We start from the raw sequence: 13,833 nt of genomic DNA, 5'->3' as shown, positions 1-13,833 counted from the left end.
ACGCGGGCCGGGCCTTGCGCGGAGGCCCGGCCCGTCGGCGTCCCCGGGCCGCCGCCCCCGGCGCGCGGGTCAGGGGCCCGGGCCGCCCATGCGATCGCGGTGCATGCTGGAGTAGAAGTCCACGTCGGCGTCGTGGTCCGAGCGCCCCGAGCCCCAGCGGCGCGGCGCCCAGGTGGGCATCAGCAGCGCGAACCCCATCATCCCGTAGATGCCGGACCCCAGCAGCATGCGCAGCCCGAAGTCCATGTCGCCCGCCGGCGGCACCTTGCCCGGCAGGTCGAGGACCCGGCCGGGGTCGACCAGGAAGTAGCCGGACAGGCCGAGCAGCGCCAGCGCGGGGACGAGCGAGACCAGCGGCGACGCCCACCGGGCGACGATCACCACGCCCATCACCAGGCCCACGGCGGCGAGCAGGGCGAACGCCCCGTAGATGCGGGTGCGGTCGGTGATCTCCTGCCCGGTGCCGTCGAAGGACTGTCCCGCCTGGACGTACCCCCAGGCGGCGCCGTACACCAGCGCGGGTGTCAGCAGGACGCCGAGGACGAAGCCGAACGCATGGCGCACCGCGCATCACATCCCATTCGAACGCGCCCGCCGCCGGGCGCGCGTGGTTCCGGTAGCGCACCAATCACAACACGCATCCCGGGCGCGGCGCAGGAAATCCTTGCCGTTTTGTGGTGGTTCGTTTTGAACGCGGCTCTCCGGGCATCGGCGGTTCATTCGATCCGACGCACGTTGGAGGAACACCATGTCGACCGCGATATGGGTCGTCATCGCCGTTGCCGTCGTCGCCGCGCTCGCCGCGGCCGGGTACCTGGCGGTGACCCGGTCCCGCTCCGCGCGGCTGCGGCGGCGGTTCGGCCCCGAGTACGACCGGGCCGTGGAGCGCGAGGGCGGCCGGGCGGCCGCCGAGCGGGAGCTGCGCTCCCGCGAGCAGCGCCATGAGGAGCTCGAACTGCGCGATCTCGACCCCCGCCGGCGCGAGCAGTACCGCGAGCAGTGGGTCCGCGTGCAGGAGCGCTTCGTCGACACGCCGGAGGCCGCCGTCGAGCAGGCGGACGGGCTCGTCACGGTGGTGATGGGCGAGCGCGGATACCCGACGCACGGCTTCGAGGAGAAGGTCGCGCACCTGTCGGTGGAGCACGGGCGCACGATGGACCACTACCGGCACGCCCACACGATCAGCGCCAGGGCGGCGTCCAAGCAGGCGTCCACCGAGGACCTCCGGCAGGCGATGGTGCACTACCGCGCCCTGTTCGAGGAACTGCTGACGCCCCCCGGCGGGGAACGCGCGACCGGCCGCACCCCGGACCACCAGGAGGCCGCGCCCGGCCAGCAGGCGACCGGGCGCACGACGGCCGAGACCGCCGGCGAGGCGGCCCCCGCTCCGCACGCGGCCCCGGCCGCGGCCACCGGCCCCGCGGCCCCCCGCCGCGACGACCAGACCCCGAGGAGCTGACCCCCGATGGACGACAGCCGAGCGGGCACCGAAGCGCCGGCCGCGGACGCCGGCCCGGTCGCGGGCGAGCGCGCCCGCGCCGCCGGAACGGCCGATCCGGGCGTGCCCGGTGACCGGCACGTCGCCGGTCCCGCGCCGGAGGCGCCCGTGACGGGGGCGCCGGAGCCCGTCCCCGACACGGCTCCGGACCCCATCCCGGTTCCCGGCGCCGGGCGCGACCCGGTCGCCACCGAATTCCCCGCGCCGCCCTCCGCGGCACCGTCCGGGTCGCCGTCCGGCACCCCGGCCACGCTGCTCGACCCCGCCGAGGGCGAGCGGTTCCGGGAGCGCTGGCGGGAGGTGCAGTCCGCGTTCGTGGACGACCCCGCCGAGTCCGTGCGCAAGGCGGACGGACTCGCCTCCGAGGCCGTCGACGCCCTCGGGCGCGCGATCGCCGCGCACCGCGGGGCGCTCTCGGAGGCCCTGGAGAAGGGCGAGCAGGCCGACACCGAGCGGCTCCGCCAGGCGCTGCGCGGATACCGCGACCTCCTGGACCGCATCTTCGCGGCCTGACGAGCACGCACGGGCGCCCCGCGGAAGGACCCGGGGCGCCCGTCGCCGTGTCCGGCCGGACCGGCGCATGGGGCCCGTCCCGTGTTCCCGCCCCCGGCCGCTCGTCAGGAGGCCGGCGAGGGTGAATACTGAATCTCATTCGGTAACCCCGTGAGCGGAGGATCCAGGTGCCCGAGAACTTCTCGATGACCATCGACGGCGAGGCCGTCACCGCCCCCGGCGCCTTCGGTGTGATCAACCCGGCCACCGGCGAGGTGGCCGAGCAGGCGCCCGACGCCTCCCGGGAGCAGCTCGACGCGGCGATGGCCTCCGCGCAGGCCGCCTACACCGAGTGGCGCCGCGACGAGTCCGCGCGCCGCAAGGCCCTGCTCGCCGCGGCCGACGTCATGTTCGCCAGGTCCGAGGAGATCGGCCGGATCCTGACGCTGGAGCAGGGCAAGCCGCTGGCCGAGGGGACCATGGAGGTCGTCGGCGCCGGCGTGTGGCTGAAGTACTTCGCCGACCTCGAACTCCCCCGCGAGGTCATCCAGGACGACGGCAACGCGCTGGTCGAGGTCGTCCGCCGGCCGATGGGCGTCGTCGCCGCGATCACCCCGTGGAACTACCCGCTGCTGCTCGCGATCTGGAAGCTCGCCCCGGCGCTGCTCGCGGGCAACACCATGGTCCTCAAGCCGTCCCCGTTCACCCCGCTGTCCAGCCTGAAGCTCGGCGAGGTGCTGCGGGACGTCCTGCCGCCCGGCGTGCTCAACGTCGTCACCGGCGGCGACGACCTCGGCGCCTGGATGACCGCGCACGACGTCCCCCGCAAGATCAGCTTCACCGGCAGCGTGGCGACCGGCAAGCGGGTCGCGGCGGCCGCGGCGCCCGACCTCAAGCGCGTCACCCTGGAGCTCGGCGGCAACGACCCGGCGATCCTGCTGGACGACGCCGACCCGGCCGCGGTCGCCGACCGGCTGTTCGGCGCCGCGTTCCAGAACAACGGCCAGGTCTGCTCGGCGATCAAGCGCGTGTACGTCCCGGACGCGCTCTACGGCGACGTGGTGGACGCCCTCGCCGAGCGGGCGAAGGCCGCCAAGGTCGGCGACGGTATGGAGGAGGGCGTCCAGTACGGGCCGGTCAACAACAGGCCGCAGTACGAGCGGGTCGGCGAGCTGGTCTCCGACGCCCTGGCGAACGGCGCGCGCGCCGCGGCGGGCGGCCGGCCGAAGGACGGGCCCGGCTACTTCTTCGAGCCCACCATCCTCGCCGACGTCTCCGACGGCACCCGGATCGTGGACGAGGAGCAGTTCGGCCCGGCGCTGCCGATCGTCCGGTACACCGACCTGGAGGACGCCCTCGCCCGCGCGAACGGCACCCACTTCGGCCTGTCCGGATCGGTCTGGGGCGCCGACGCCGACCGGGCCGCCGAGGTCGCGGGGCGGCTGGAGTGCGGAACCGCCTGGGTCAACACGCACCTGGCGCTCGCCCCGCACCAGCCGTTCGGCGGGTTCAAGTGGAGCGGCGTCGGCGTCGAGAACGGGCCGTGGGGCCTGTACGGCTTCACCGAGCTCCAGGTGATCCACCGCTCGAAGGGCTGAGCGGCGGCGCGCGGGGGTCCGGCGGCCTGCCGCCGGACCCCTACACGTTTCTGGCGCGTACTACATGAGCGGAAAGTCACGACTTCGAGTCCGGAAAGTGACATCACCACTACTGGCGGTCCGACACCGGAATGGGACACTTTCTGGGCGGGGGGCGTGGTGACCGCACCGCCGAGCGTGGAGGAGCCGGATGCACACCTGGGACGTCATGCGCCAGGACGGCCTCGGCAACACGTTCCACGTCGCCGCCCACGACTCGCGGATCTCGGCCCTGGCGCAGGTCATGGTGCTGGAGAGCGGCACCGGGAACCGGCGGACCCACCGGGTCGAGGGGCCGCCGGGACCGGCCGTCCGCACCAACCGCGACCTGTACCTGGTCTTCCTGCATCTCGGCCAGGAGGCGCGGGCGGCGTCCTGGTCGCTGTCGGCGTTCCTGCGCTCGCTGTGGAAGGTGAGCGCCACGCTCAGCGACCAGGAACGGCTGGAGCCCGACGACGTGGCGGCGATGTTCGCCGCGGCCTCCACCACCCCGCCCGCCGGCTTCGATCCCGCGTGGAGCGGCAAGGACCTCTCCCTGCCCGGCGGCGAGCCGCACGGCTACGCCGACTGGGAGCGGGTCCTGCTGTCCCAGATCGCCGACCTGGAGGACTTCCTGGCCGCTCCCCCGGGCCCGCAGGCCCGGTTCGGCGTGGACGCGCCCCGGCCGCCCGGCTCCGGCGCCCGCGCCACCCCCGCGCGCTGGTACAACTTCGACCCCGCGACCTACCTGGAATGCGCGGTCGCCGGCAGCCTCGGCGGCTGGGACGCCGGCGACGGCGCGCGGGTGCCGCTGCCCACCGGCCCCGGCGAGCCGCCGGCCCGGTCCTATGTCCGCACCATCACCACGATGACCTGGGACGATCTCGCCCGCATCGCGGTGTGCGGGCAGATGTACGAGTAGCGTGTCCTGTCCGTCCCGGGTGGTAAGACTGGCACTGAGCACGGCGAACCGGGAGGCGTGGAGGGTCGTCCCCCGCGACAGGGAGCAGGCGGCATGCCCGACAGGACGGTCCGGACCAGCGACCGGGGCGGCTGGTGGCTCGCGCAGGGCCGCCCCCACCCCGCGCTGCGCCCGTTCCTGCGCTCCTACGACGGCTACTGGGAGACCGAGGCCGTCCCGACCCGGATGCGGACGCTCCCCACCCGCACCACGGTCGTGATCGTCAACCTGGGCCCGCCGCTCCGCCTGGCGGTCCCCGATCCCGGCGTCCGCGACCGCGAGTACGGGTCGTTCGTCGCCGGGATGCACGACGGCCACGGCATGTACCTCAGCCCCGGCGGGCAGCGCGGCATCCAGCTCGACGTGACCCCGCTCGGCGCCTACACCCTGCTCGGCGTGCCGATGGGCCTGCTGGCCAACGCGGCCGTCGAGCTGCCCGACCTGCTCGGCCGCGAGGCGGCCGCCCTGGTCGAGCGCCTCGCCGACGCCCCGTCCTGGGAGGCGCGCTTCGCCATCCTGGACGGCTTCCTGCTGCGCCGCCTCGACGCCGGCCCCGTCCCGGACCGGGAGGTCGTCAGGGCGTGGCGGCTGCTGAACGAGGATTCCGCGGTGTCCGTCGCCGGCATCGCCGCCGACGTCGGCTGGAGCCGCAAGCACCTCACCAACCGGTTCCGCGAGCAGGCCGGGCTCCCGCCCAAGGTGATGGCGCGCGTCCTGCGCTTCCGGCGCGCCGTCGACCTGCTCGGCCGCGGAGCCGGGCTCGCCGAGGCGGCGTTCGCCTGCGGGTACTACGACCAGGCCCACCTCAACCGCGAGTTCCGTGCGCTGTCCGGCTGCACCCCGACCGAGCTCATCGGGGGCCAGCTGGAGCAGCAGCGCGTCAGCACGCTGGCCGAGGATCCTTCCTGAGTCCTGCCCGAGCCCCTCCCGGAGCTCGGCAGGGGCTGGACGTGAACCGGACGCGGGGTGACGATCGAGACATGCCGCGCCTGATCCTGCTCGGTGTCGGAACGGCCCGCTCGTCGCCGCACGCCCCGGCCGGGCTGCTGGTCGAGTACGGGCACGCGCACATCGGGCTGGACGGCGGCCCGGGCTCGGAGCCGCCCGAGATCTCCGCGGCGTGGCTCGTCCGCGACGAGAAGGGCCCGCACCAGCCCGCCCGCCGCCGGATCGCCCGGGAGTGCGGCATGCCCGAGCCGGTCCTCGCGCCGTTCCGGCGGGGCGGGCTGCGCATCGAGCCGCTGCCGGTCCCACACCGGGGCGGCGCGATGCACGGCTACCGGATCGCCGCCGGGCACCGGACGTGCGTGTGGGCGCCGGAGTTCGCCGAGCCGCCCGGGTGGGCCCGGGGCGCCGACCTGATGTTCGCGGGCGTCGCCGGGGGCGACGCGGAGGCCACCGCGCGGGCCGTGCGGCGGCTCGGCGTGGTCAGGCTCGTCCTCGTCCGGCCGCCGCCGGCGGGACGGGGCGCCCCGCCGGCGTTCGGCGAGTGGGCCGAGGCGGGCGCCCTCTACCGGATGTGACGGGTCAGCCCTGGTGGACGCCGCCGCCGAGGTTCATCACGATCACGCCGATCACGATGATGACGGCGCCCGCGATGGCCACCGGCCTGACCGGCTCGTCGAAGAGCAGGACGCCGCCGACGAACGCGCCGATCGTCCCGAGCGCGGACCAGATCGCGTAGACCGGCCCGACGTTCAGCGACATCAGCGCCCGCGCCATGAAGACGAACGAGATCAGGTACCCGGCCACCACGATGGCGATCGGCACCGGCCTGGTGAACCCGTCGGAGGCGCGCATCGCCAGCGTGGCCGTCACCTCGAAGGCGATCGCGAGCGCGAGCAGCACGAACGGCATCAGGGTTCCTCCCCGTACTCGGCGGCGATCGCCTCGAAGACCGGCATGCGGGCCTCGAAGGGGGTGCCGGCACGGGGCCAATGTAGCGCGATCTCGGTGATGCCGAGCTCGGCGTAGCGGCCGGCGAGGTCGGCGAACGCGCCCGCCGACTCCAGCCACGGCTCCCCGGAGAAGCCGGTCAGCAGGATGCGGTCGCCGATCCGGGCGCCCTCCGCCTCGCACGCCGCGTCCAGCGCGTCCAGCCGGGACCGGACGACGTCCTCGGGGCGGCGGCCCGGCGCGCGGCCGCTGGTCACCCATCCGGTGCCGTGCCGGGCGGCGACCCGCATCCCGCGCGGCCCGTTGCCCGCGATGACGAACGGGACGCGGGGCCGCTGGACGCAGCCCGGCCCCTCCACGACCTCGCGGGCCGAGTAGTACGCCCCCTCGAAGGTGGTCTCGGTCTGGGAGAGGAGGCGGTCGAGCAGCTCCACCCACTCGGCGAACCGGGAGGCGCGCTCGTCCGCGCTCCAGTCGTCCCCGCCGAGAATCCCGGCGTCGGAGGCGCGGTTCGTGCCGCCCGCCCCGATGCCGACCGACAGCCGCCCGCCGCTGACGTGGTCGATCGTCTTGATGGCGTGCGCGGTGGGGACGGGATGCCGGAAGTTCGGCGAGGTCACCAGCGTGCCGAGCCGCACCCGGGAGGTGACCGCCGCGGCGGCGGCCAGCGTCGTGTACGCGTCGTACCAGGGCGTCGTCCCGCGCCAGGCGATGTGGTCGTACACCCAGGCGTGCCGGAACCCGAGCTCCTCCGCGCGCCGCCACAGCTCCCCGGCCTCCGGCCAGGACTGCATCGGCCACATCACGACGCCGATCCTCGGTGCGGTCACCGGTACCTCCATCCCCGTCCAGGACGCCCCGCCGCGGGACGCCCCCACAGATCATGCCGTGGCGTCGGCGAGCCATCGACGCAGGGCCCACCACCAGTGCGCGGTGCGCGACACGGCGCCCCCGCCCGCCGGGTCGAGCAGCGGCCGTCCGGCCAGCTCCTGGAACCGCCGGATCCGGTACTTGACGGTGTTGGCGTGGACGTGCAGCGCCGCCGCCGTCGGCTCGATCCGGCCGCCGTGGTCGAGGTAGGCCAGCGCGGTCTCGGCCAGTTCCAGGTGGAACGGCTCGTCCGGGTCGAGCCCGGGCAGCAGCGCGCCGGCGAGCAGCGCGCCCAGCTCCGGCTCGCCCTCGGTGACCGTGAGCAGCGCGAGGTCGGCCAGCTCCCGCGTCCCGGTCAGCCCGGCGCCGGCGCCCGCCCGCAGCGCCCGCCGCCCGAGCGCGTACATCGGCGCGACGCCGCCGGGACGCACCGGCGGCGCCGCCACCAGCAGCGGGCCGGCGGGCCGCGGCTCGGGCAGCCGGGCGACGAGCGCGGCGAACCGGCCGTCCACCAGCCCGCACAGGCCCGGCCCCGCCGCGGTCAGGTTCGCCTCCAGCCCCGCCGCGACCGCCGGGTCGCTGACGTCGGACACCACGCAGTGGTACGTGCCGGACGGGTCGAGCGGCGCGAAAACGGGGACGGCCTCGCCGTGCAGCAGCTGCCGGAGCATCTGGACGCGGCCCTCCCGCACCGTCCGCGCCATCTCCAGCTCCGCGACCCGGTGCGCGTGCACCATCCGCTGGACGAGGATGGTGGTGATCTCGTCGATGCGGGTCACGCCGTCCAGCAGCGCGGCGTCCGGCACGCCCCTGCGGCGGCCGTCGGCGACGAGCGCGCGGACGAGATGGGCGCGGCCCGCCTGGAAGCCGTCCAGGAAGGCCGCGACCGGCACCCCCTGGCGGGCCCGGTCCGAGCCGAGCCGCTCCGCCGCGGCCAGCACCTCCTCGCCCGGCGCGCCCTCCTCCAGCGCGGCGAGCACGCCCCGCACGAGCGCGCGGGTGTGCCGCCTGGTCTCCTCCTCGGGCAGCGCCGCCACCAGCTCCGACCTGCTCCGGGCGGCGTGGACCGCCGCCTCCAGCAGCACCGGGTCGTCGCTGTGCTCGATCAGCAACCGCAGGAACCGGTCGCCCGCGCTGGGCTCCATCCCCCTATTCTGCCCACCGGTTGTCCGGCCGGGACAACCGTCCGGGCGGACGTTGGACCGCCCCGCCCTAGCCGGAGCGCCGGGTTCTGGTGTTCGGTAATGGCAGACGAGCCCAAGGAGTGTCGCGATGTCCGACGAAGACGAGTTCCTGGAGAAGCTGCCGACCGACCTGATCTTCCGGCTGCCGCCCACGTTCGACGATGTCGAGGACGAGCGCCGGCACCGCAAGGAGCGCCTGACCGCCGCGCTGCGCATCTTCGGCAAGTTCGGGTTCGAGGAAGGCGTGGCCGGCCACATCACCGCCCGCGACCCCGAGCGCACCGACCACTTCTGGGTCAACCCGTTCGGCATGTCCTTCAAGCACATCAAGGTCAGCGACCTGATCCTGGTGAACCACGAGGGCAAGGTCGTCCAGGGGCGCTACCCGGTCAACGAGGCGGCGTTCGCGATCCACTCGCAGGTGCACCAGGCGCGCCCGGACGTGGTCGCCGCCGCGCACAGCCACTCCACCTACGGGCGGGCGATCTCGGCGCTCGGCCAGAAGCTGGAGCCGATCACGCAGGACGTGTGCGCGTTCTACCAGGACCACGGCCTGTTCGACGACTACACCGGCGTCGTCACCGACCTGGAGGAGGGCAAGCGCATCGCCGCCGCCCTCGGCGGCCACAAGGCCGTCATCCTGCGCAACCACGGCCTGCTCACCGTCGGCGACAGCGTGGACGCCGCCGCCTGGTGGTTCATCACGATGGAGCGCTCGTGCCAGGTGCAGCTCCTCGCGAAGGCGGCCGGGCAGGTCGTCCCGATCGAGCACGACAACGCCGTCCTGACGCACGGGCAGATCGGCAACGACCTGGTCGGCTGGATCAACTACCAGCCGCTGTACGACCAGATCACCCGCGAGCAGCCCGACCTGTTCGAGTAGCCGCGTCGTTCACGGCCCCGGCGCACCCGCGGGCGCCGGGGTCTCCTCCTGCTCGGTGAGCGGGAGCAGCACCTGAAAGCGGGTGTCGCCGGGCAGCGACTCCACCCGGATGTCGCCGCCGTGCCGGCCCGCCACGATGCGCCAGGAGATGTCCAGGCCGAGGCCCGTGCCCTGGCCCACCGGCTTGGTGGTGAAGAACGGCGTGAAGATCCGGCCGAGGTTCTCCTCCGGGATGCCCTCCCCGGTGTCGCCGATCTCCACCAGCGCGTAGTCGTTCTCGCGCGCGGTGCGGATCGTGAGGGTGCCCGAGCCCCGCATCGCGTACAGCGCGTTCACGATCAGGTTCGTCCACACCTGGTTCAGCTCCGCCGCGTACACCGGGACGGGCGGCAGCGCCTCGTCGTAGACGGTCTTCACCGTCACGCCCTCGCCGAACTTGCGCTTGAGCATGGTCAGGGTGCTGTCCAGGAGCACGCGGAGATCGGTGCGCTGGTAGGCGGCGCGGTCGAGCTGGGAGTACTGGCGGGCGGAGTCCAGCAGCGCGGTGATGCGGCCCATCGCCTCGGAGATCTCCGCCTGGAGCTGGGTCACCTCCATCACCTCCGCGAGCCAGCGCATCGCCGCCGGAAGGTGCTCGCCCGCCGCCCGCGCGACCTCCTCGGCCTGCTCGGTCCCGATCCCGGCGGCCACCAGCTCGGGCGCCAGGTCCCAGGCCCCGGCGACGCCGTGCTCCTCCAGCCAGTCGCCCAGCTCGTCCTCGGCGTCGCTGACCTCCAGCGGGCTCCGCCGGCCCGCCGGCGGCGCGGGCAGCGCGGGACGCAGCGACACCAGCGCGCTCAGGTGGGTGCAGTCGACGCCCTGCGCGGCGAGGTCGGCCAGGCTCTTCTGCGCGCCGAGCAGCCGGTCGCCGAGCTCCGCGCTCGCCCGCGCGGCGGCCGCCGCCGGGTTGTTCAGCTCGTGGGTGAGCCCGGCGGTGATCGTGCCGAGCGCGGTGAGGCGCTCGCGCTGGTCGACGACCCGGCGCGCGTTGGTCATCCCGAAGAAGACGCCCTCCAGCAGGTGCGTCGCCATCGGGAACCACTTGCGGACGACCTTGGCGAACTTGCGGGCCGGCAGCACGAAGAGCTTCGAGGGACGCGTCGCCCGCAGCGTGTGCTGGTACCTCTGCTCGATCTTGTCGCCCAGGTACGCCTGCACGGCCCCGCCGTAGGTGCTCGGGCGGTCCGTCCGGCTGACCTCGACCGAGTGGCCCCGCACCTTCTGCGTCATGGACATCTCGCCGTCCAGCAGCACGTAGAAGAACTCGGCCGGCTCGCCCTGGTCGCAGATGATGCCGTCCGCCGGGTACTCCTCGACCGTCCCGCACAGCGACAGCCAGGCCAGCTTCTCGTCGTCGAGGTCCTCGAAGAGGAACAGCTCCCGCAGCTCCTCCGGTGACGCTGTCTTCATGCGTTCTCCTTGCGAGGGGGCGACCCCCCGCGCCCCCCGGTTCGCTTCGCTCATGCCTGCTCCAAATAGCGATGAACCAGAGCGACGGCCATCGCGCCGTCGCCGACCGCGGACGCGACCCGCTTCATCGACTCCGAGCGGACGTCGCCGGCGGCGAACACGCCGGGCACGCTGGTCTCCAGGTGGTAGGGCTGGCGGGCGAGCGGCCACCCGGCCGGGCGGCGCCCCCCGGCGACGAGGTCCGGGCCCGTCAGGACGTAGCCGCGCGCGTCGCGCTCGACGTAGCCGTCCAGCCAGCCCGTCCCCGGTTCGGCGCCGATGAACACGAACAGCCAGTGCGCGTCGATGGTCTTCTTGCCGCCGGGCCACGCGAACGTGAGCCGCTCCAGCCGGTCGGCGCCCTCGGCCGCGCACACCGTCTTGCCGGTGTGCACCTCGATGTTGGGCGTCGCGGCGATCTGCTCGATCAGGTAGTGCGACATCGACCTCTCCAGGCCGTCCGCCCGGACGATGACGTGCACCTTCCTGGCGTACCCGGCCAGGTACACCGCGGCCTGCCCGGCGGAGTTGGCGCCGCCGACGACGGCGACCTCCTCGTCCTTGCAGGACGGCGCCTCGGTGAGCGCGGCGCCGTAGTACACGCCGCGCCCGACGAAGTCGTCCACGCCGTCGGCGTTGAGCCGCCGGTAGGAGACGCCGGTGGCGAGGATGACGGCGTGCGCGGCGATCTCCGTGCCGTCCGACAGCCGCGCGACGCGGGCGGTGCCGCGCGACTCCAGCGCGGTGACCTCGCCGGCCTGCAGCAGCTCGGCGCCGAACCGGTCGGCCTGCCGGCGGGCCCGGTCGGCGAGCTGCGAGCCGCTCACCCCGTCGGGGAAGCCGAGGTAGTTCTCGATGCGGGAGCTCTGCCCGGCCTGGCCGCCGAGGGCGCGCCGCTCCACCACGACCGTGTTCAGGCCCTCCGACGCGCCGTACACGGCCGCGCCCAGCCCGGACGGCCCGCCGCCGACGACGATCAGGTCGTAGAAGCCGGTGGAGGGGGTGCTCGGCAGCCCGACGGCGGCGGCCAGGTCGGCGTCGGAGGGGGCCGACAGGGTCGTCCCGTCCGCCGTGACGACCAGCGGCAGCTCCGGCGACCCGGCCGCGGCGATCAGCTCGGCGCCGTCCGGGTCGGCGTCCATCAGCCAGGTGTAGGGCACCTGGTGACGGGCGAGGAAGTCGCGGACCTCGTAGCAGCGCGACGACCAGCGGTGCCCGACGACGCGCAGCTCGCCGGGCGGGCGGCGGTCGGTGCGCCGCCACGCGTCCAGCAGCGTGTCGATCACCGGGTAGAACTTCTCCTCCGGCGGGTCCCACGGCTTGAGCAGGTAGTGGTCGAGGTCCACGTCGTTGATCGCGCGGATCGCGGCGTCGGTCTCGGCGTAGGCGGTGAGCAGCACGCGGCGGGCGAAGGGGAACAGGTCCATCGCCCGCTCCAGGAACTCCACGCCGTCCATCTCCGGCATCCGGTGGTCGGCGAGGAGCACGGCGGTGTCCTCGCCGCGCAGCCGCAGCTCGCTCAGCGCGTCCAGGGCCTGGCGCCCGGACTCGGCGCGCACGACCCGGTACGACTCGGCGTACCTGCGGCGCAGGTCCCGCGCCACGGCCCGGGACACGCCCGGGTCGTCGTCGACGGTCAGCAGCACTGGCTTGGGCAACACGTCCCCCTCGTCATGGCACGTCCAGGACAAAAGCCTACGTGGAACCGGCGAATCCGCCACGCGGCGGACCCCGCCGCCCGCCGGGCCGGGCGCCATCGGTCATGATCGTGGCATGGACCTGCGAGTTGCGCTGATCGGATACGGCACCGGCGGCGCGGTGTTCCACGCCCCGCTGATCTCCTCCGTCCCCGGGATGCGGCTGGCCGCGGTCGTCACCGGCGCCCCCCGGCGGCAGCGGGCCGTGCGGGAGCGCTACCCGGAGGCGGAGGTGATCGACGGCGCCGACCGGCTGTGGGGGTCGCCGGGCGGCTACGACCTGGTCGTGGTGACCGCGCCGAACCGGCAGCACGTCCCGCTGGCCCGGGCGGCGATGACCGCGGGCGTCCCGGTCGTCGTGGACAAGCCGGTCGCGGCCTCGGCCGCGGACGCCCGGTCCCTCGCCGCGCTGAGCGCCGTGCGGGGCCTGCCGGTGTTCCCGTTCCACAACCGCCGCTGGGACGGCGACTACCGGACGGTGTCGCGGCTGGCGGCCTCGGGCGCGCTCGGCGACGTCCAGCGCTTCGAGTCCCGGTTCGAGCGCTGGCGGCCGCGGGTGAAGGACGGCTGGAAGGAGAGCGTCGACCCGCGGGACGCGGGCGGCATCCTGTTCGACCTCGGCTCGCACCTCATCGACCAGGCGGTCACCCTGTTCGGCCGCCCCACGCGGGTCTACGCCGAGGTCGACACCCGCCGCCCCGGCGCCGTCGCCCCCGACGACGTGTTCGTCGCCCTCTCCCACCCGGGCGGCACCCGCTCCCACCTGTGGATGAGCGCGACCGCCGCGCAACTCGGCCCGCGCTTCCGGGTCCTCGGCAGCCGCGCGTCGTACACGGTCTCGGGCATGGACGTCCAGGAGGAGCAGCTCCACGAGGGCCTGACCCCGAAGGACCCCGGCTACGGCATCGCCGCGCCGGAGTCGTACGGCCTGCTCGGCACCCCCGGCGGCACGGCTCCGGAGGCCACCGCCCCCGGCGCCTACCACGACTTCTACGCGAGGGTCCTGCGCAGCCTGCGGGAGGACGCGCCGCCCCCGGTCACCCTCGTGGACGCGATCACCGGCCTGGAGGTCATCGAGGCCGCCGCCCGCTCCGCCCGCGAGGGCACCACCGTGGACCTTCCGGCTCAGTAGCGCAGGTCGGCGTGCCGGGCCGGGCGCGGCCGCGGGGTCCGTCGGCCCGCGCGTGCACCGCCAGGCCCGCGTCGGTACCGCCGGCGCCGCCGAGCCTCCGCTCGCCCGACCGGCCG

The 13,833-nt window shown here is 74.6% G+C and carries 14 protein-coding genes; 8 read left to right on the top strand and 6 right to left on the bottom strand.

Annotation, left to right across the window (positions count from 1 at the left end):
- Window positions 1-69: 69 nt before the first annotated feature.
- Window positions 70-564 carry a hypothetical protein gene (locus BM339_RS19115; protein WP_024936805.1) on the bottom strand — a complete coding sequence of 165 codons (495 nt, stop codon included), beginning with the start codon at window positions 562-564 and terminating at the stop codon, window positions 70-72.
- 184 nt (window positions 565-748) lie between these two features.
- Here BM339_RS19115 and BM339_RS19110 point away from each other — a divergent pair, with 184 nt between their 5' ends.
- From BM339_RS19110 to BM339_RS19085, 6 genes are all read left to right on the top strand, one after another.
- On the top strand, window positions 749-1,459 hold the full coding sequence (locus BM339_RS19110) for a hypothetical protein (RefSeq protein ID WP_075021722.1): 711 nt from the start codon (window positions 749-751) through the stop codon (window positions 1,457-1,459).
- 6 nt (window positions 1,460-1,465) lie between these two features.
- Window positions 1,466-2,011 (top strand): hypothetical protein, encoded by a 546-nt coding sequence (locus BM339_RS19105; RefSeq protein ID WP_075021721.1) that lies wholly within the window; start codon window positions 1,466-1,468, stop codon window positions 2,009-2,011.
- 167 nt (window positions 2,012-2,178) lie between these two features.
- Entirely contained in the window at window positions 2,179-3,588 is a 1,410-nt protein-coding gene (locus BM339_RS19100) for an aldehyde dehydrogenase family protein (RefSeq protein WP_256255397.1), read from the top strand.
- A gap of 190 nt (window positions 3,589-3,778) precedes the next feature.
- Window positions 3,779-4,528 (top strand): hypothetical protein, encoded by a 750-nt coding sequence (locus BM339_RS19095; protein WP_021599927.1) that lies wholly within the window; start codon window positions 3,779-3,781, stop codon window positions 4,526-4,528.
- 93 nt (window positions 4,529-4,621) lie between these two features.
- Window positions 4,622-5,476 (top strand): helix-turn-helix domain-containing protein, encoded by an 855-nt coding sequence (locus BM339_RS19090; protein ID WP_021599926.1) that lies wholly within the window; start codon window positions 4,622-4,624, stop codon window positions 5,474-5,476.
- Between the two features lie 71 nt (window positions 5,477-5,547).
- Entirely contained in the window at window positions 5,548-6,090 is a 543-nt protein-coding gene (locus tag BM339_RS19085) for an MBL fold metallo-hydrolase (protein WP_075021720.1), read from the top strand.
- 4 nt (window positions 6,091-6,094) lie between these two features.
- Here BM339_RS19085 and BM339_RS19080 read toward each other — a convergent pair whose 3' ends face one another.
- From BM339_RS19080 to BM339_RS19070, 3 genes are read right to left on the bottom strand one after another with little or no spacing between them, the layout of a single operon-like run.
- The gene (locus BM339_RS19080) at window positions 6,095-6,424 is read right to left on the bottom strand and encodes a DMT family transporter (protein ID WP_075021719.1); all 330 of its coding nucleotides are present in this window, start codon (window positions 6,422-6,424) and stop codon (window positions 6,095-6,097) included.
- Window positions 6,424-7,293: an LLM class flavin-dependent oxidoreductase gene (locus BM339_RS19075; RefSeq protein WP_021600429.1), complete on the bottom strand. Its 870-nt coding sequence runs from the start codon at window positions 7,291-7,293 to the stop codon at window positions 6,424-6,426. Before BM339_RS19075 ends, BM339_RS19080 begins: the two co-directional genes overlap by 1 nt.
- A gap of 51 nt (window positions 7,294-7,344) precedes the next feature.
- Window positions 7,345-8,478: a helix-turn-helix domain-containing protein gene (locus tag BM339_RS19070; RefSeq protein WP_075021718.1), complete on the bottom strand. Its 1,134-nt coding sequence runs from the start codon at window positions 8,476-8,478 to the stop codon at window positions 7,345-7,347.
- A 127-nt stretch (window positions 8,479-8,605) separates the two neighbouring features.
- On the opposite strand from BM339_RS19070, the gene BM339_RS19065 reads away from it, so the two are divergent.
- Window positions 8,606-9,400, top strand: a complete 795-nt coding sequence (locus tag BM339_RS19065; RefSeq protein ID WP_021599566.1) for a class II aldolase/adducin family protein — start codon at window positions 8,606-8,608, stop codon at window positions 9,398-9,400.
- Between the two features lie 9 nt (window positions 9,401-9,409).
- Here the strand turns inward: BM339_RS19065 and BM339_RS19060 are convergent, their stop codons facing one another.
- Both BM339_RS19060 and BM339_RS19055 read right to left on the bottom strand, forming a co-directional pair.
- The gene (locus tag BM339_RS19060; protein WP_021599565.1) at window positions 9,410-10,849 is read right to left on the bottom strand and encodes an ATP-binding protein; all 1,440 of its coding nucleotides are present in this window, start codon (window positions 10,847-10,849) and stop codon (window positions 9,410-9,412) included.
- 50 nt (window positions 10,850-10,899) lie between these two features.
- Window positions 10,900-12,549 (bottom strand): FAD-dependent oxidoreductase, encoded by a 1,650-nt coding sequence (locus tag BM339_RS19055; protein WP_235206373.1) that lies wholly within the window; start codon window positions 12,547-12,549, stop codon window positions 10,900-10,902.
- A gap of 112 nt (window positions 12,550-12,661) precedes the next feature.
- Here BM339_RS19055 and BM339_RS19050 point away from each other — a divergent pair, with 112 nt between their 5' ends.
- Window positions 12,662-13,717, top strand: coding sequence for a Gfo/Idh/MocA family oxidoreductase (locus BM339_RS19050; RefSeq protein WP_024934898.1), 1,056 nt, complete (start codon window positions 12,662-12,664; stop codon window positions 13,715-13,717).
- Window positions 13,718-13,833 lie beyond the last annotated feature (116 nt).

The sequence above is a fragment of the Actinomadura madurae genome, assembly GCF_900115095.1.
GTDB classification, from domain to species: Bacteria; Actinomycetota; Actinomycetes; order Streptosporangiales; family Streptosporangiaceae; genus Spirillospora; species Spirillospora madurae.
Note: the sequence above shows the minus strand (reverse complement) of the source record. Positions and strands in the feature narration are given on the sequence as shown.